Source organism: Sphingobium phenoxybenzoativorans, from assembly GCF_018286635.1.
Lineage (GTDB): Bacteria > Pseudomonadota > Alphaproteobacteria > Sphingomonadales > Sphingomonadaceae > Sphingobium > Sphingobium phenoxybenzoativorans.
Genome location: NZ_CP073910.1, coordinates 3,506,222 through 3,523,514, shown reverse-complemented (window position 1 = coordinate 3,523,514; position 17,293 = coordinate 3,506,222). Strand labels below are relative to the sequence as shown.

15 protein-coding genes are annotated in these 17,293 nt (G+C 64.4%); 3 read left to right on the top strand and 12 right to left on the bottom strand.

Annotation, left to right across the window (positions count from 1 at the left end):
• Positions 1-67 precede the first annotated feature (67 nt).
• The 3 genes from KFK14_RS17455 to KFK14_RS17445 all read right to left on the bottom strand — a co-directional run bounded on the left by KFK14_RS17455 (position 68) and on the right by KFK14_RS17445 (position 2,548).
• On the bottom strand, positions 68-643 hold the full coding sequence (locus KFK14_RS17455) for a nucleotidyltransferase family protein (protein ID WP_212608544.1): 576 nt from the start codon (positions 641-643) through the stop codon (positions 68-70).
• A complete protein-coding gene (locus KFK14_RS17450) occupies positions 643-1,563 on the bottom strand; it encodes an XdhC family protein (protein WP_212611213.1) in 921 nt (306 codons plus the stop codon). The genes KFK14_RS17455 and KFK14_RS17450 overlap by 1 nt, the downstream gene beginning before the upstream one ends.
• A gap of 109 nt (positions 1,564-1,672) precedes the next feature.
• Entirely contained in the window at positions 1,673-2,548 is an 876-nt protein-coding gene (locus tag KFK14_RS17445; protein WP_212608543.1) for an SMP-30/gluconolactonase/LRE family protein, read from the bottom strand.
• Positions 2,549-2,650: 102 nt separating this feature from the next.
• Between KFK14_RS17445 and KFK14_RS17440 the strand changes: the two genes are divergently transcribed.
• Positions 2,651-3,085, top strand: coding sequence for an acyl-CoA thioesterase (locus tag KFK14_RS17440; RefSeq protein ID WP_212608542.1), 435 nt, complete (start codon positions 2,651-2,653; stop codon positions 3,083-3,085).
• Positions 3,086-3,109: 24 nt separating this feature from the next.
• Here the strand turns inward: KFK14_RS17440 and KFK14_RS17435 are convergent, their stop codons facing one another.
• A complete protein-coding gene (locus KFK14_RS17435; RefSeq protein ID WP_212608541.1) occupies positions 3,110-3,886 on the bottom strand; it encodes a crotonase/enoyl-CoA hydratase family protein in 777 nt (258 codons plus the stop codon).
• Positions 3,887-3,979: 93 nt separating this feature from the next.
• Between KFK14_RS17435 and KFK14_RS17430 the strand changes: the two genes are divergently transcribed.
• Positions 3,980-4,600: a response regulator transcription factor gene (locus KFK14_RS17430; RefSeq protein WP_070155211.1), complete on the top strand. Its 621-nt coding sequence runs from the start codon at positions 3,980-3,982 to the stop codon at positions 4,598-4,600.
• Between the two features lie 148 nt (positions 4,601-4,748).
• On the opposite strand, the gene KFK14_RS17425 is transcribed toward KFK14_RS17430, so the two are convergent.
• Genes KFK14_RS17425 through argH form a run of 5 tightly spaced genes read right to left on the bottom strand, consistent with a single transcriptional unit; the run spans position 4,749 to position 9,382 of the window.
• Positions 4,749-5,708 carry a zinc transporter ZntB gene (locus KFK14_RS17425; protein WP_212608540.1) on the bottom strand — a complete coding sequence of 320 codons (960 nt, stop codon included), beginning with the start codon at positions 5,706-5,708 and terminating at the stop codon, positions 4,749-4,751.
• Positions 5,705-6,475: a precorrin-2 dehydrogenase/sirohydrochlorin ferrochelatase family protein gene (locus KFK14_RS17420; RefSeq protein WP_212608539.1), complete on the bottom strand. Its 771-nt coding sequence runs from the start codon at positions 6,473-6,475 to the stop codon at positions 5,705-5,707. Before KFK14_RS17420 ends, KFK14_RS17425 begins: the two co-directional genes overlap by 4 nt.
• A gap of 4 nt (positions 6,476-6,479) precedes the next feature.
• Complete coding sequence (lysA, locus tag KFK14_RS17415) at positions 6,480-7,745, bottom strand: diaminopimelate decarboxylase (RefSeq protein WP_212608538.1); 1,266 nt, start codon at positions 7,743-7,745, stop codon at positions 6,480-6,482.
• Positions 7,746-7,763: 18 nt separating this feature from the next.
• Positions 7,764-8,009 (bottom strand): hypothetical protein, encoded by a 246-nt coding sequence (locus KFK14_RS17410; RefSeq protein ID WP_212608537.1) that lies wholly within the window; start codon positions 8,007-8,009, stop codon positions 7,764-7,766.
• Positions 8,006-9,382, bottom strand: a complete 1,377-nt coding sequence (gene argH / locus KFK14_RS17405) for an argininosuccinate lyase (protein WP_212608536.1) — start codon at positions 9,380-9,382, stop codon at positions 8,006-8,008. The genes KFK14_RS17410 and argH overlap by 4 nt, the downstream gene beginning before the upstream one ends.
• Before the next feature lie 10 nt (positions 9,383-9,392).
• Between argH and KFK14_RS17400 the strand changes: the two genes are divergently transcribed.
• Positions 9,393-10,010 (top strand): TlpA family protein disulfide reductase, encoded by a 618-nt coding sequence (locus tag KFK14_RS17400; protein WP_246524684.1) that lies wholly within the window; start codon positions 9,393-9,395, stop codon positions 10,008-10,010.
• A gap of 252 nt (positions 10,011-10,262) precedes the next feature.
• Here the strand turns inward: KFK14_RS17400 and KFK14_RS17395 are convergent, their stop codons facing one another.
• The 3 genes from KFK14_RS17395 to KFK14_RS17385 all read right to left on the bottom strand — a co-directional run bounded on the left by KFK14_RS17395 (position 10,263) and on the right by KFK14_RS17385 (position 17,053).
• A complete protein-coding gene (locus KFK14_RS17395; protein ID WP_070158115.1) occupies positions 10,263-10,445 on the bottom strand; it encodes a hypothetical protein in 183 nt (60 codons plus the stop codon).
• Between the two features lie 563 nt (positions 10,446-11,008).
• Entirely contained in the window at positions 11,009-14,158 is a 3,150-nt protein-coding gene (locus KFK14_RS17390) for an amidohydrolase family protein (RefSeq protein WP_212608534.1), read from the bottom strand.
• 78 nt (positions 14,159-14,236) lie between these two features.
• Positions 14,237-17,053: a TonB-dependent receptor gene (locus tag KFK14_RS17385; RefSeq protein WP_212611212.1), complete on the bottom strand. Its 2,817-nt coding sequence runs from the start codon at positions 17,051-17,053 to the stop codon at positions 14,237-14,239.
• Positions 17,054-17,293 lie beyond the last annotated feature (240 nt).

Genomic DNA, 17,293 nt, shown 5'->3' with positions numbered 1-17,293 from the left:
CCGCGCGTGATGTTTTGCCGTTGTAAAGACGAAGCAGGGACCAAATTGATCCATGACGTCTGGAGAGTCAGCCGCCCAAATCCTCGATTCTATCGATGTCCACGAGCGTAACGGGGTCAGCGTATATGAGGTGCGCGCTTTGCAAAAGGGCCTTCGCCCCTGCACCTCCTCGCAAATCTTGGAGTTGTGCGAAATGTTCGCGTCCGAACAGGGCTGGGGGCATCGCGGCCTTGCCATCGGAGGACGCCACGACAGGGAAATTGTCGCGGTCATGCGCATCGATGATCCTGCGGATATGATCGCCGGAGACGAAGGGCATATCGGCCAGGCAGATGAGCGCTGCGTCGATTTCCGGCAGTTGCGATGCCGCCCGTATCGCCATGGCGATGGAATGCGCCATTCCGGCGGAGGGCCGCGAGGGGTGGACGACAGCGAAGCCTTCCGCTCTTGCAACGTCCGGCGTTTCCCCGCCGGCGGCGCATATCGCCATCAGCGCGCCAAACTCCATGCCCGCCAGCATAGCGGCTGCATGCGCCATGAGCGGGCGGCCCTGCAGCACAGCCAGCAGCTTGTCATCCGGTCCGAACCGCTCCGAACGTCCCGCCGCGAGCAGGATCGCAGCGATCCGCCGTGGCCCATCCATCACCCATTCCGTCCGTTGAGCGCCTTCACCATCCCTGCGCAGATCGACAGGGCGATCTCCGCGGGGCCGATGGCGGCGATGTCGATGCCCGCCGGTCCTTCGATCCTGGCAAGCTGCGCGGCGGAAAAGCCTGCGGCCGCAAGGCGCTCAAGCCGGGCGGCATGGCTTTTGCGCGATCCAAGGGCGGCAATATAGCCGGTTGGCGCGCGCAGCGCCGCCATCAGGCCCGGATCATCGATCTTGGTGTCGTGGCTCAACGTCACGACCGCAGTGGCGCTGTCCGGTTTCAGCGCAGCAATCGCCTCGTCGGGCCACCGGTCGTCCAGCTCCACGCCGGGAAACCGTTCGGGCGTCAGGAACCGGCCGCGCGGATCGACGATGATCGTCCTGACGTTCGCATGCTGCGCTATCGCGGCGAGCGATTGGGCGATCTGCACCGCCCCCACGATGATCATCCTGCGCGGCGGCCGGTATATGTTGACGAACATGCCGGGGGCGTCTCCGGCGCGGCTGACTCCGCTTTCCAAATTGGTGGAAATTGTGAAGTGGTGGCCGGACGATCCCGCCTGCGCGGCCTCCTCCAGCAAGGCGAGGGGAAAGGAATGATCGCTTACCGGCTGGACCAGCACGGCGATCTCCCCGCCGCACGGCAGGCCGACTTCCCACGCATTGTCGTTGCTGACGCCATAGGAGCGCGATCGCGCAATGCCGTCCGCGATGACGCTTGCGGCGGTCTGCAATATGTCCCCCTCGACGCAACCGCCGGATACCGACCCCTCGAACCGGCCATCTGCGTTGATCAGCATATGGCTTCCGCGCGGCCGTGGCGCTGAACCCCAGGTGGAAATCACCGTCGCCAGAGCCATTGGGTCGTCTCGCCATTCGCGGGCCTTCGCCCACAGCTTTTCGGTTTCGGTCATGAACCCCGGTGTCGTCGACAGGTTGAGCGGCCAATATAACGTGGCGCGGCCGAATTTCGATCCCGCGCCGTCAATGGCCCGCGTCATCAAAGTAAAGCGCGGGCGCTTCCTATCCGGCGAAGGGCGTTTCGGCGACGCCGGGAACATCCACCGTAAAGCGGAATATCGCGCCCGATAGCGGTTGCTCCGCCAATTCGCTTTCGCTGAGGCCGGCGCGCGCGGTAGTGACATAGGCGGTGCGCATATCCGCGCCGCCAAAGGCGATCATCGTCGGACGTTTCACGGGCAGGGGGACTTCCGCCACTATTTCGCCTGTCGGCGAGAGGCGAACGACGCGGCCGCCGTCGAACAATGCGGTCCAGTAATAGCCCTCGATATCCACAGACCCGCCGTCCGGCCGTCCCTCTCCCATGGGGAACTGGTGCAATATGCTGCGGCCTGACAAGGCGCCGGACGCTGGGTCTGCGGCATAGCGGCGCAAGGCATGGCTTGGCGTATCGGTGTGGAAAAATGTTGCGCCGTCGGCCGTGAACGCCGCGCCGTTGCAGGTCAGCATGCCGCCCTCAATCTCGCTGATCCCGCCATCCGGATCCAGGCGGTAGAGCGCCGCGTCCTGCGCCGATTTCGCCATATTGACGCTGCCCGCCCAGAAGCGTCCGGCGGGATCGGTGCGGCCATCGTTGAACCGGATGTCCGGGCGTCCGGCGAAAATCTGTTCGCCAAAGGGCATCGGTTGCGCGTCCCAACCGGCAATGGTCGCAAAGCCGTCCTTCATCGCCAGCAGCAGCCCTCCGCCAGCGCGGAAAGCGAAACAGCCTATGGGCGCTTCGAAGGCGCGGCATTCATCCCGCCCGCTGACCGGATCGAAACGGTGCAATTCGTTCCGCGCAATATCGACCCAGTAGAGCCTCGCCTCGCCATGATGCCAGCGCGGACCTTCTCCAAGCGTTGCGCGGGCGTCAAGCGCGACGTCCCATTGTGTCATAATGGCCGCAACTCCGCTATTTTTTGATGCTGGCTAAAGGCGCCGATTGCTTATTCGGCTTGGCGCTTTAAGCACAATGATGCCCTTCACGAAAGGCTGGACATGGCAAAGCCCGAACCTTGGCGACTGTCTCTGGATATCTATCCCTTCATCTCCACGATTGAGACCCGGTATCAGGATCTCGATATCATGGGCCACGTGAACAATGTGGCGATGGCCGGAATTTTTGAAACGGCGCGGGTGCGCTTTCATCGCCATCTGGGCCGTCATCCCCATGATTCCGGCGTGCGCTGGCTGATTGCCGCGGTATCGCTCAACTATCTTCAGGAAGCGCATTATCCGCAGGAAGTCACGGTCGGCTGCGCGATCGACCGCATTGGCACGACGAGCTGGACAGTGACGTCTGCGGCGTTCCAGCATGGCGAATGCGTGGCGACATGCGACACGGTGGTCGTCACCCATGGACCGGAGGGCCGCCGCAACATCGACGATTTCCTGCGCGAGGCGATGGACGCGAACGCCATACACAGGCCCTGACCCGTCTCCTGATCCGGCCTTCCCTCAATCCATGAAAAGGGGAGGGCGCTTGGTCATCTCCGCCGCGACCGCCTCCCGCTGATTGGGCTGTCCCAGAATGTCGGCTTGCGCCAGGCTTTCCGCCTGCAGGATCGCCGCGCGCTCCGCATCCTCGGTCAGTCCCGCAAGCTGCTTGGCGTGGCGGATGGCGTCCGGGTTCCGGCTGGCGATCGTCCGCGCCATTTCCAGCGCGGCCGCATGGGCGTCGGGCGCCATGCGCGTGACCAGGCCGATCGTCTCCGCCTCTGCAGCACCGACTGTCCGCCCCGTATAGGCCAGTTCGCGCAGGACATCGCTGCGCACCAGACCCCGCGTCAGGGCGAATGCCCCCATGTCCGGCACCAGCCCCCATTTGATTTCCATCAGCGACAAAGTGGCGTCGGGTGATGCGATGCGGATGTCCGCGCCGAGCGCGATCTGCAATCCGCCGCCGAAGCAGGCGCCGTGGACGGCGGCGATGACCGGCATCGGCAGGTCCCGCCACAGCATCGCGGCATGCTGGAACAGATTGCTGTTCCCGAACCGGCGGGGCAGCAGGTCGGGGAACCCCTGACCGAAGCTCGCAATGTCGATCCCCGCGCAAAAGGCGCGGCCTTCTCCCGACAGCAGGACCGCGCGGACATCGCGCCGCGCCCGCAGCGTTTCGCCCGTCTGCGCGATGGCCTCCAGCATGGCATTGTCCAGCGCATTCATCTTGTCCGGGCGATTCAGCCGGACCTGCGCCACGCCCTCCGCGATCGACAAAGCCACTCTTTCGCTCATCGCCATCCTGTCCTTCCGCTTATGCTTTCCATGATCTTAACCATTTGTTGAGATATAGGGCATAGCGTTCCTCGCCAAAGAGGTGGACCGCCAATGCAGATTTTCACGCGCACTCGCGATGATGGGGCCGAGGACCGGGATCATGACCCGCGTCCGGTGTTGCGCCGCATCCGCCTGCTGGTCGTGGATGAAAATGCGACGGCGCTGTCGGTCATGGGCCGCCGCCTTTCCCACATGGGCTATGATGTGGTGCTGGCCGAAAACGGCTTTGTCGGCCTCAACACCCTTATGGCGCAGAAATTCGATCTGATCATCATCGACATGGGCATGCAGATGCTGAGCGGCATCGCGACGATGAAGAAGATGCGCGCTTCCGGCTTGCTGGGTCAGGCGTCGGTCATGATGATCACTGGACAGAGCGACAGCGCCGGGATCGTCGAGGCGCTTGAGGCCGGTGCGGACGACCAGATCGTCAAGCCCTTCGATTTCGAGATACTCGATGCGCGCATCCGCCATGTCGTGACCCGCGCGCAGCGGATCGGCGAACTGTCCCGCTATAATGACGAACTGGACGCGCGCATCGCCCGCCGTGCTATGGAGCTGGGCGAGGCCCGCGCCACGCTGGAAGAAATGCAGGCGGACCGCGCCCGCCTCGTCGCCTCCATCCAGGCGCTGCATGACGAACTGGAACGGGTCAATCTGGCGAAGGGTTGATCTTATCCCGGGGCAAAACCCGCCCCCGTTCGGGCTGAGCAAAGTCGAAGCCTTCCACTGAACGAAGTGAAGTGGCTTCGCTGTCGCTCAGCAGAGCCCTTCGACTTCGCTCAGGGCGAACGGAGCGGTATTTACACCATTCCAGTGGTTATCGCTTGAGCCAATGGCTCGCGATAAACCACGCCGTTATCGCCCCCGCCAGCGCCGCGCAGACCCCCACCACGCCCCAGAAGGCCCAGGGTTCATGCGCATAGGGAATGCCATCCACATTCATGCCGAGCAGGCCGGTGATGAAGGTCAGCGGCAAAAACACCAGCGCAACGATCGATATGATCAGCGCCTGCAGGTTCATCTGTTCCGCGCGCAGGTCCGTCAGCCCTTCATGCGCCAGCGCCGAGCGTTCCCGCACCGCCTCCAGCTCCTCGGCCATGCGTGCGCAGCGGTCGGCCGCTTCCTGCAGGTGCAGCCGGTCGTCATCCTCCAGCCAGGGCGCTTCGGCCATCGCCAGCCGCTCGATCGCCTGCCGCTGCGGCGCGATGAACCGGCGATAGGCGATGGCGGTCGCACGGATGGCCGACACCCGCCGCCGCGACTCCGTGGGGCCTTCCTCGCTGATCTCGCTCTCAATATCGTCCAGCGTGTCGCCCAGTTCGGCCACTTCCGGGTCCAGAACGTCGGTGATCTCCTGCGCCAGGCAGGCGATCAGGTCGCCGGGATCGTGGATGGTTCCGTTCATCATCCGCGCCATGATCGGCTCCAGCGCCGCCAATGTGCGGTAGCTGACGGAAATGACCCGGCCCTTCTGCGCCCAGATGCGGATCGAGACCAGAGCGTCGCCAAAATCGCCCTCCGCCTCCACGCCCGGTCCGCGCAGGTTGATCAGCGCGCCCGGCCCCATGAAGGTGCAGCGCGGCCGCGTCTCCTGCGCCACCAGCGCGCTGATTGCGGGTTCCGGCATGTCGGACAGACGCCCGGCGATGTGCCGCGCATCTTCCTTGCGTCCATCGATATGCAGCCAGACGAAATAGGGCGTCGTGGGGGAGGCGCAGAAGGCGTCCAGATGCTCCTCATGCGTCGTCTGCCCGTCATGCACGAACACCCGGCTCATCGCGGCATCTCCAGCCAGAGGGACAGGCCCGGCGGGGGCGAAGCGGGCGGCATATCGGCGGCGATGCGGACGGCATCGGCCCGCGCCCGGTTCAGTATCGCGCCGGGCACATCGGGATGATGATAGACATGATCCGCCTCGCCGAGCAGCCGCGCGGCGCGCAGGGTCAGTTCGTCGGGATCGGTTGAGTTCAGGCGGATCGTTTCCAGCCCGTCGGGGCTGCCGGTCTCTCCGCCCTCGACCCATTTCTCCACGGCGTCCGCCGCATCGTCGCTGAGCGGATCGAGCCTGCCGCCCGCCGCCAGCGCCGCGTCGATGGCGCGCCTACGTTCCGCCGCGCCGGGCCATTTCGCCTTGATCGCCGGCCGCGCCGCCTCCAGCGCCTTCGCCAACACACCTAGACGCGCGGGCAGCAGCGCCTCGATCCGCTGCCGCACCGACTTGGCCAGCCCCGCAGACGCGCCGCCGGTGCCGATGGCGATCAGCACCGGGTCCCGGTCGACAATGGCGGGCAGGGTGAAATCGCACAGCGCCGGGCGGTCGACGGCGTTGACCAATATGCCCCGCGCCTTCAACCGCGCGATCGCGGCCTCCGCCTGCGCTGCATCTTCGATCGCCACAATCGCCAGCGCCGCTGCAGTCGTCTCATCCGCCACGATCGCGCCCGCCCGCTCCAGCAACCGCCGCTTCGCCGCCGCCGCCTCGCCATCGCCCAGCAGGATCACCGGCCGGTTCGTCAATCGTACGAACAGCGGCAGGCTGTGCATCGCGTTACGCCTTTACCCAGTCGGGGATGCTGTCGCCCGCGATCAGCGTTTCGATGGGCGAGCGGGCGCGCACCACGGCCCATTTGCCGCCCGATACCAGCACCTCCGGCGTCAGCGCCCGGCTGTTATAGGTGTTCGCCATCGTCGCGCCATAGGCCCCCGCGGTCATGAACGCCACCAGATCGCCCGGCTCCACTTCCTCCATGTCGCGATTGGTGGCGAAGGTGTCGCCGCTCTCGCACACCGGCCCGACGACGCTTGCCGTCACGCGCTTCTCGGTCGCCTTCACCGCGCGGATATTGTGCCAGGCGTCATACAGGCTCGGCCGCAGCAGGTCGTTCATCGCCGCATCGACGATGACGAAGGGCTGCGTTGCGCCCTGCTTCACCCGCACGACGCGCGACACCAGCGCGCCCGCATTGCCCACGATCACCCGGCCCGGTTCGAACAGCAGGCGCACGTCCCAGTCCGCCGTCACCCGCGTCACCATCGCGCCATAGTCGGCGGGGCTGGGGGGCACGGGCTGGGACGGGTCGTAGGGGACGCCAAGCCCGCCGCCCAGATCGGCGGTGCGGATGACATGGCCGTGATCGCGCAGCACTTCGATCAACGCGCCGACCTTCTCGAACGCCGCCTCCAACGGGGCGAGGTCGGTGAGCTGACTACCGATATGGACGGCGACGCCCTGCACGTCGAGGCCCGCAAGCTGCGCCGCCCGGTCATAGGCGGCGACAGCATCGGCATAGGGAATGCCGAACTTGTTCTCCGACTTGCCGGTGGAGATTTTCGCATGCGTACCCGCATCGACATCCGGGTTGATGCGGTAGGCGACGGGTGCGATCCTGCCCATCGACAGCGCCACCTGCGACAGCATTTCCGCCTCCGGCTGGCTCTCCAGATTGAACTGGTAGATGCCCTTGTCCAGCGCCAGCCGCATTTCCTCCTCGGTCTTGCCGACGCCGGAAAAGACGATGCGGTTCGCAGGGATGCCAGCCGCCAGCGCGCGCAGCAATTCGCCGCCCGACACGACATCCGCGCCCAGGCCAAGGCCCGCCAGCGTCGCCAGCACGGCGGCATTGGGATTGGCCTTCACGGCAAAGGCGACCAGCGGGTCTTTCAGCTTGTCGAGGGCCGCGCGGAATACGCCCACATGGCGGGTCAGCGTGGCGGTGGAATAGACGTAAACGGGCGTGCCGACGGCATCTGCAATCTCTGCGAGCGGCACCTGCTCGACATGCATGGCGCCGCGCCGGTAATCGAAATGATCCATTGTCTCTTTGTCTGTCTCTTAATGTTCTGGGGGCAGTTCGAACGGGTCGTCCTGCCGCTCGTCCGACTGCCGGAGCAGTTCGGCATTGCGTTGCGGGCGCGCCTGCGTGGGTGCTTCCATCAATTGCTGGGCGGTCGGTACTTCGGTGGCACCGCGCGGGATGGGGGGCGTGCCCTGGCCCTCGGCGGGTTTGAGCGCCTGACGTCCGCCGCATGCGGCTAATGCGACGGTGAATGCGACGGTGGTCGCCAGTTTCCACATCATGCCTTGGCCTCCAGTGCGGCGCGCGCCTGCGCTATCCGCTCGCGCACCTGCGCGGGCGCAGTGCCGCCATGACTGACGCGGCTCGCCACCGACGCATCGATGCTCAGCACCGCAAACAGCCGCTCGTCAATGCGCGGGTCGATGGCCTGAAGCTCTGCAAGCGACAAAGCGGGCAGGGACACGCCCTTGTAGTCCGCCGCCTTCACCGCGCGCCCGGTGATATGGTGCGCCTCGCGGAACGGCACATTCGCCTCCCGCACCAGCCAGTCGGCCAGGTCGGTCGCGGTCGCATGGCCGCTTTCGGCAAGCGCGCGCATCCGGTCGGTGCGGAACGTCACCGTCTCGATCATCCCCGTCATGGCCGCGATTGACAGGCCCAGCAGGTCGTGCGCCTCGAATACTGGCGGCTTGTCGTCCTGCATGTCCTTGGAATAGGCCAGCGGCAGGCCCTTCATCGTGATCACCAGCGCGTTCATGCACCCGGCGATCCGCCCGGCATGGCCGCGCACCAGTTCGGCGGCGTCCGGATTGCGCTTCTGCGGCATGATGGAGCTGCCGGTCGAATAGGCGTCGGGCAGCGACACGAAGCCGAAGGGCTGGCTCGCCCAGATGATGAACTCCTCGGCCAGCCGCGACAGGTGGAGCGAGCACTGCGTCGCCGCCATCAGATAATCGAGCGCGAAGTCCCGGTCGGACACGCTGTCCAGGCTGTTGTCGGTCGGCTTGGCGAAGCCCAGCGCCGCCGCCGTTGCGTGCCGGTCGATCGGGAAACCGGTCCCGGCCAGCGCCGCCGCGCCCAGCGGGCTTTCATTGAGCCGCGCCCGCGCATCGGCAAAGCGCGACCTGTCCCGCCGGACCATCTCATAATAGGCCATCAGGTGATGGCCCAGCGTCACCGGCTGCGCCGATTGCAGATGGGTAAAGCCCGGCATCACGGCGTCGGCATTGTCCTGCGCCCGCCCAACCAGCGCCGTCTGCAGGGCGGAGAGGCCCGCATCCACCTCGTCCATCGCGTCGCGCACCCACAGGCGGAAATCGGTCGCCACCTGGTCGTTGCGCGACCGTGCCGTATGCAACCGCCCCGCCGCCGGACCGATCAGTTCGGCCAGCCGCGATTCGGTGACCATGTGGATATCCTCCAGGTCCAGGTTCACCGGAACGCCGTTCGCCTCATATTCGGCGGCGATTATATCCAGCCCCGTGCTGATTGCGACCGCGTCTCCGTCCGCGACGATGCCCTGCTTGGCCAGCATCGCGACATGCGCCTTGGACCCGGCAATGTCCTGTTTCCACAATCGCTTGTCGAAGGGGATGGAGGCATTTATCTCCCGCATGACTGAAGCGGGGCCGGCCGCGAAACGCCCGCCCCACATGGAATTGGAGATGTCCTTGCGATCCGTAATTGCCCTGCTCCTGCTGACCGGCGCGTTGAGCGCATGCGATAGGCAATCCGCACCCAAGGAGCAAGCGAATGGCTCCGCCGAAATCACCGCGGATGAGGTCGCTCCCGACGAAGTGAAGGATAGTGCGGCAGGCGATGGTGAAGGCGCCTTCAAATATACGCTCGATCGCAGCAAGGCGGGTACGCCCGCGCCCGATTATGCGTTCGTCTCGCCCGATGGCGGCGACGCGACTCTGAAGGATTTCGCGGGCAAGCCGCTGCTGGTGAACCTGTGGGCGACATGGTGCGCCCCCTGCGTCGCGGAAATGCCGACGCTGGACGCCATTGCCGGGGAATATCAGGCGCAGGGGCTGCAGGTCCTCACCATCTCCCAGGACAATCAGGGCGCGAAACAGGTCGACCCCTTCTTCGCCAAGCGCAAGTTCACGCATTTGAAGGCGTGGCTCGACACGGAAAACCGGTTCAGCCTGGGCTATGGCACCGGCATGCTGCCGACAACGGTGCTCTACGACGCCGAGGGCAAGGAAGTCGCCCGCGTGATCGGCGCGATGGACTGGCACAGCAAGGAAGCCAAGGCGCTGATCGCGGAGACGCTATAGGCGCGCGTGAGGGGAGGGAGAGGTTGTTGGCTTCCGCCCGCTTCTCCCACATCCGTTCGTGTCGAGCGAAGTCGAGGCACCCCGCGCAGTCGGCGGATCAGGTGACCGAACAATGATCACCCTACCATCGTTCGGGCTGAGCTTGTCGAAGCCTTGTCCTTCCTTCCACGGTCTAATGAAGAAAAGGGCAGTCCTTCGACAAGCTCAGGACGAATGGGGTTGGTGAAGGAAATCAGCCGAAGCCGCCTCACCTCACATCAGGATATAGCGCGACTTCCAGCAATCCGGCCTGGCGTTCTTATCCTTGACCGCAGCCTTGTGCACATGCCGATGCTTGCCGCAATCCCACGCGAACATGTCCTTCATCGCCGCAATGGGCGCGAGGCTCAGCAGCAGCGGCGCCAGCGCAAGGGAAAGAATGGCGGAAAGCTCCATAGCGCAGCTTTATTGCGCTGGCGTTCCTTTCTCCAGCATGAATGTGCTATACGGAGCTGATAGAGCCGTTTGGTCAGGAGCCACCGTTTGCGAGCATTGCATAGATCAAGCAAAGTGGTTGCATGAAAGAAGATATGCGCGTTTACCGAAAGACCTTTATTTCCGGTAGTTTGATAGTGATGACGAGTGCAATTGCACTTGCCTTCACAGGTAGCGTCATAATTTTCGATCCACATCGACAAGTCGCTTCCGCAAATGTCATTGACGGTTGGGGACGGCGGCAGAAACTTTTCTATGTAGGGGTCGGCCATATTGGTGTGCCAAAGCTTGAGGGCGCCGTGGAAATCAGGTGTGTTAACGGTGATGTCGTTCAGAGCTACTATGTAACTAGAGGCGTCCACACATGGCTGAGCGTGGGTAGCATTGGTAGTTGCGCGGCCCGCTAGGTGTGGTCCGCCTCCTTCCTTTCTTCATCCCAGTGACGGCTGAGATATCATGAGGCTGGATCGGTCCAGCTTATGCTAAGGTGACGGATGAAGGCGCTTTAACTCCGACGTCCAAACTCACACATGCGCGACCGTCGTATGCCCCGCGCAGCAGGCCGCGCGGCTCTGTTCGACATACTCCGCTTCCTGCCACCAATAATGCTGGTGCGCATCGGCGAGGCGGGGGAGGATCATATTCTCCGCCGCCGCCGCTTCCTGCTTCTCGAACGGCGCGATCAGCGAGTCCGGGGTGTGGACGAAGCCGTTCATCACCACCTGCCGCACGGCCGCCACATCGTCGATCTTCTTGAGGGGGTCGCCCTCCACAAGGATCATGTCCGCCAGCATCCCCGGCGCGATCCGGCCGATCGGCTCATCCAGAAATTCGCCGCTGTTGCGCGTGGTGGACAGCAAAGCCTCATGCGGGGTCATGCCGAACCGCACCATGCCGCGCATCGCGAGGTGGAGGCTGATCGCGACCAGGTCGATCGGCGCGTCAGTGCCGTTGATGACGTGCCAGCCAAAGCCCATCGTCTGCTTGATCTGGGCGACCTGCCGTTCCAAGCTTTCCTTGAACGGCGTGACGTCCATTTCCTTCATCGCCTTCACCCGCGCCATCAGCTTGGCATATTCCCAGGGCGGGAACAGGGTGCGGATGCGCTTGTCCTCGGCAATGCTGCTGTCCTCGCCCAGAAGGTAGGAGGCGATGAACAGGGTGGGGGTGCGGCTGCCCTTGGCCCCCGCGAACAGGCCGTTCACATCCTGATAGCCGCCGCCCAGCGCCGTGATTGTCCGCGAATAGCCATAGCGGTTGGTCGCGCCCAGATGCTCCATACAGTCCATGCCGCTGTGCAGCGCCGGATAATGATAATGGGATGACAGGTGCATGCCCATCTTGTGCGACGCATCGACGACCGTTTTCTGCACGTCATGGGGCAGGCGGACATAGGTTTTCACCATGTCGTAGGACAGGGCGTCGGCGCGGGCGAGTTCCAGCTCCATCTGCCCCGGCTCTGTCACCGGACGCATGAAATTGTAGAAGATGCGCGATCCATCGATCGCCTCGCCGGTGGCATAGTGCCGCGCCGCGATGCGCGCGCCGCTGTCAATCGCCTCCCGGTCCTCAACCATATGATAGGCGGGGCAGCCGGGGGAGCGGGTAGCGGTGATCCCCATCGCCAGCCAGGCGCGGCCCATGCGGTCGCCATAGCCATAGCCCGCCATCTGCCGGTGGGTGTGCATGTCGATCAGGCCGGGCAGCAGGACCAGGCCGGAGCCGTCAACGACCTTGGCGTTCGCGTCGGTCGCGCTGCCCTTGGGCAGCACCGCCGCGATCTTGTTGCCCTCAACCACCACGTCCATGTCGGTCTTATATTCGGGCGCTGTGGCGTCCCACATCCGCCCGGCCCTGATGACGGTGCGACCCGCGGGCTTGGCATTGGCCCAGTCCAGGCGGCAGGGGACTGTGCGCGGAACGCCGCCGGCGGCCGGCACCATCCGCAGCTTCCCGTTGGAGAGATAGAGGAGCGAGGCGGAATCGCCGCTCCAGCTTGGCGCGTCGGTCACTTCCGTCGTGATCTGTTTCGGCGCGCCGGTGAATTTGCCGGCCTCATCCACCGCCACGACCCACAGGGTGCTGGCAAAGACATAGGCCATGCTCTTGCCGTCCGGCGACCAGACCGGGCCGTCGACGCCGCGCACGCCCAACGACTTGCCCGGCGCGACGGGGGCATAGCCGCCCTTGCCAGTGGCGCGGTCGACGGTCAGTATCTCGCTCAATCCCTCGCGGTAACGGGCGGAGATCGGCTTGAACGCGGAATAGGCGATGGTCTTGGCGCCGGGGCCGAAGGTCGGGCGGCCCGGTTCCCACAGCGCGTCATAGACTTTCTGCACAGCGCCGCTCGCAACCTCGACCGTGTGCAGCGCGCCCTCCTGATCCAGGAAAGCGATCAGCGCGCCGTCCTGCGACCAGGCCGCATAGGTCGCCGCCTGATTGGGCAGGTTGGTGAGTTGTTTCTCCTTCCCCGTCTTTACGTCATGCAGGAAGATGTCGAGTGTGCCGTTCCGGTCGCTGGAATAGGCGATGGTTTTGCCGTCCGGCGACCAGGCCGGGTCGCATTTATGATAGCCGTCCTTCACCAGCCGCTTGGGCCGCCCGCCGATGGGCAGCAGCCACAGGTCATTGAGCGCGACGAACGCCACCTGCTTGCCGTCGGGCGACAAAGCGGGTCCGGCGATGCCGACCACCGGCTTTGGCGTCGTCGAATCGAAATCGCGGGTCTTTTTCTTGTAGTCGGGCGTAGTGACCGGCACCGAGACCTTGAACGGCACGACTTCCGATGCGCCGCTGGGGGAACGCCGCCTGATCTTGCCGTTCGATCCGTAGAGGAACCCGCCGCCGGGCAACCACCCGGCGCGGAAGGGATAGAGATCCTCCCCGGTCACCACATCCTTGCCGTCATGGACCAGCGTCATCGTGCCGGGGCCAGCGCGCGTGTAGGAAATGCTGCCGTCCGGCGCGAAGCTGGGGGCCTGGATCGCCGAGGGGCGCATCCGGTCGGCGGAGGCGGGCACGGAGGCCAGTTGCGTGGCTGCGCCGTCCAGGCCGCAGACCATCAGCTTGGTGCCGTCCGCCACATAGGCGATCTTTTTGCTGTCCGGGGACCAGCAGGGTTCGGAATCGTTGGATTTGCCCTGCGACAGCAGCTTCACCGCGCCGCTGGCGACATCGAGGAGGTAAATGGCGTAACGCCCCTCCGCCCGGTCGCTGGCGAAGGCGATGGTCTTGCCGTCGGGCGACCAGCGCGGTTCGCGGTCGTCGAACAGGCCGTCGGTATGCTGAGTCAGCGGACCGCCTTCGGCCGCGACCGACCAGAGGTGGAAATTGCCGGTGCGATAGGACTGAAAGATGATCCGGCCGCCGTCCGGCGACCAGTCCGGCTGGCCAAGATCGTCAAAATCGCCGGTCAGGCGCTTGGCCGCGCCGCCCGCGACCGGCATGGTCCACAACAGGCCGAGCAGGTCGAACGCCACCATCTTGCCGTCACGCGACACGGAAAGGGCGACATTGGTTGCGTCCTCCACGGTGACGCTGGTCTCGGTTCCGGGGCCGGGTTTCCCCGTACCGCCGCCCTGCGCCAGCGAGCCTGCGCTCCCCGCCGCAAGTAACCCCACGCCGCCCAAAGCCAGAGCTTCGCGGCGGTTGAGCGAACCGATCGCCTTTTTCATCATCATCTCCGTCAGAAATATGGGGCGATGGAGTGCCCAAGAAAACGGCCGCCCGAATATCGGGCGGCCGCGAGGGGATCAGAAATTGAAGTTGATCCGTCCGTAGTAAAGTCCGCCGCTGATGCCGTAGGGCGAGTAGGCGTTGTAGTAGAGCTGGCCGCCGAACTGGTTCACCGGTGATAGCTTTGTCGGATAGATGTTGAACAGATTGTTCGCACCCACCGAGATCTTGATGCCTTCGGAAATCTTGTAACCGGCTTCCAGGTCGAAGATCACCTTGGGCTTCACTTCCTCGTCGACGAACTGCAGCGAACATCCTGCCGATCCCGCCGCGCAGGCGACGCCTGCATCGGTGGCGAGAACGCGAGACGCCGCCATCTGGGTGATCTTGCCGTACCGCGTGGCGCGCAGGTTCAGCGAGAAGTCGTCCAGATTCCACAGCACGTTGCCGATGAACTTGTCACGCGGCGTGCCCTTGGTGAAGTCGCCCTGCTTGGCGCGGCCGATCAGGACGAGACCTGAACTGGCGAGCACGGCCGGGATGTCGTCGATATGGGTGAACACGGTCTTGTTGAAGTTCGCCGACAGGCTGAACGTCGCTGTGCCCGCCCCGCCCAGGTCGGCGCGATAGGTGCTGACGATATCGAGACCGCGGGTGCGGGTGTCTGCGGAGTTGGAGAAGTAGAAACCGCCAGCAACGCCGGGAATGCCAGCCGCGCTCAGCACATTTCGAACCAGCGTGCCGCTGAGCGTTTCGCTCAGCATGATCCGGTCCTTGATCTTGATCTGGTAGGCGTCGATCGTGATGTTCAGGCGCGGTATCGCGGTAAAGACTATGCCCGCCGAATAGTTGGTCGATTTTTCCGGCTTGAGCGGCTGGGCGCCCAGCGCGATCGCCGCCGCCGAGTCGACCGGAAGGGCCTGCACGGGCAGAAGGACGTTCACGCCGTTGACCGGCACGCCGATGGTGCTGGACGAGGCATAATGCTGCTGCTGCAGCGTCGGGGCGCGGAAGCCGGTGCTGGCCGTGCCGCGAACCGCGAAGCCGGTGACCGGCTCGATGCGGACGGAGGCCTTGCCAGTGTCGGTGGTGCCGAAGTCCGAATAATCCTCATGCCGTCCGGCCAGGCCGATCTCGAACCCTTCGACGATCTTCTGCTCCAGGTTCAGATAGGCGCTCCAGTTGTTGCGATCCCAGGTGCCCGATCCTTCCGGCAGGAAGCCGGTGACGCCCTGAGCGCCCGCCGTGCGGAGCACGCCGGCGAGGTAGGTGCCGGGGGGCGAACGATATCCGCCATCGATATAGGATGCCGGTTCGCCAGCCCCGATCGTGAACTTGTTCTCACGATATTCGGCGCCCGCCGCAACGAATAGCGGTTCCGCAAGGCCGATTTCCAATTCCTTCTGCAGGTCGAAATTGGTCGTCCATTCGGTGGACTTCACCAAGCCGAGATAGAAGGTAGTCGGGCTTGCCGGACCCATCGAGGCGTTCAGCGATGTCGTATGCTCATACTTCACCTCATCTTCCGAATAGGTGGTGCTGAGGTCAAAGTGGATGCCCGCCGGGCCGTCGCCGCGAATGCCGCCAGCGAACTGGAAGTCGGTGTCGCGGACGTGGATGCGCGGAATATAGCCTTCAGGATATACCTCGTAGATGTTGTTGCTGGCGGCTGGGGTACGGAATGTCAGCCATCCAGCGGCATGACGCTTTGAAAAGGTCCCAAAGCTGTAAAGCTCTAAGGCATCGCCAACAGGCACCATGGCGTCATAAGACACATTGCCGCCGACAACTTCCGGCTGGCCCGGTTTTGTGCGGAAACGGTTCGTCGTCGCGTCGCGCGGATCGAGGACGCCGCCAATGTTGGGATAGAAGGGGCTGGCCGTGATCTGCGTGCCGCGGATCGTGTTTTCCTGCATCGATCCATCGGCGGACAGGTGGATATATCCGCCGTCGCCCAGCGCGAAGCCCTTGTCGATCTGGAAACGGCCCTGCTCGCCGCCGCCGTCGAGATAGGCGCCGCCAAGAACGGAGGCGCTGCCCGACGTGTCCTTCTTCAGGATGACGTTGACGACGCCTGCGATCGCGTCGGAGCCATATTGCGCCGACGCGCCGTCGCGCAGCACTTCGATCCGCTCGATCGCATTGCCCGCGATCAGGTCGAGGTCGGGCGGGGACTGGCCGTTCTGGACTGATCCGTTGATGAACAGCGTCGCGGTGTTGTGGCGGCGCTTGCCGTTGACCAGCACGAGCAATTGGTCGCCGCCCAGGCCGCGCAGCGACAGGGTGCGGACGGCCCAGCTTGCGCCTGCGCCATTGTTCGACACGTTGATGGACGGGACGAGCGTGCCCAGCAAGTCGCGGACGGACTGCTTGCCGCTGGTTTCCATGTCCGCCTTGCTCAACACGTCGATCGGCGCAAGGCTGTCGGCAACCGTGCGGGTCGTCTGGCGGGTGCCGGTGACGATGATCGGGCTGGCGTCCTGTTCATCCTCCGGCGCGGCCGAAGGCGCCATCGCCAGTACGCCTGCGTCCGTCGGATTGGCGGTCGCCGCCTGCGCGAACTGCAGCGAAAGCGGGCTGCGCCGCGCCGCCGAGCGGGTGCCGCTGGGGGCCAGCGCAATCACGCCGTCCCCGGCTTCGGAATGTTTCAGCGGCGTTCCCGCCAGCAACTGGTCCAGCGCCTGTTCGGTGGAAAGCCAGCCGGAGACGCCGCGGCCGCGGAACGGAGCGACCTCATCATAAGGAAAGAGAATCCGCATGCCCGATTGCGCCGACAATGCGCGCAATGCTTCGCTGAGCGGTTGCGGCTTGATATCGAACTTGTGGCGGGCGCTGATCGTCGAACTCAGCTTTGATGTCGCGGCCATGGCGGCGGGAGAGGCGGCGGAGGCCATAAGTCCGGCAACAATTGCCGTGGCTGCTACGCCTGTAAGCGAAATATTCATGCGTCGAAAGAAGTGCATATGTTTCCCCTGTCAAATCAGATGCGCTAAATTCTCGATTTATTATCGTTATGATTTTATTCGATTTTCCCTTTTTCTAACCTCTCCGTTGTATTTGTTCAGAGCAAGCAGCTCCCTGTTCGCGCGGATGGCTCCGGCAAACCAATAATGGCTTGGCTCGATGTAACTGGT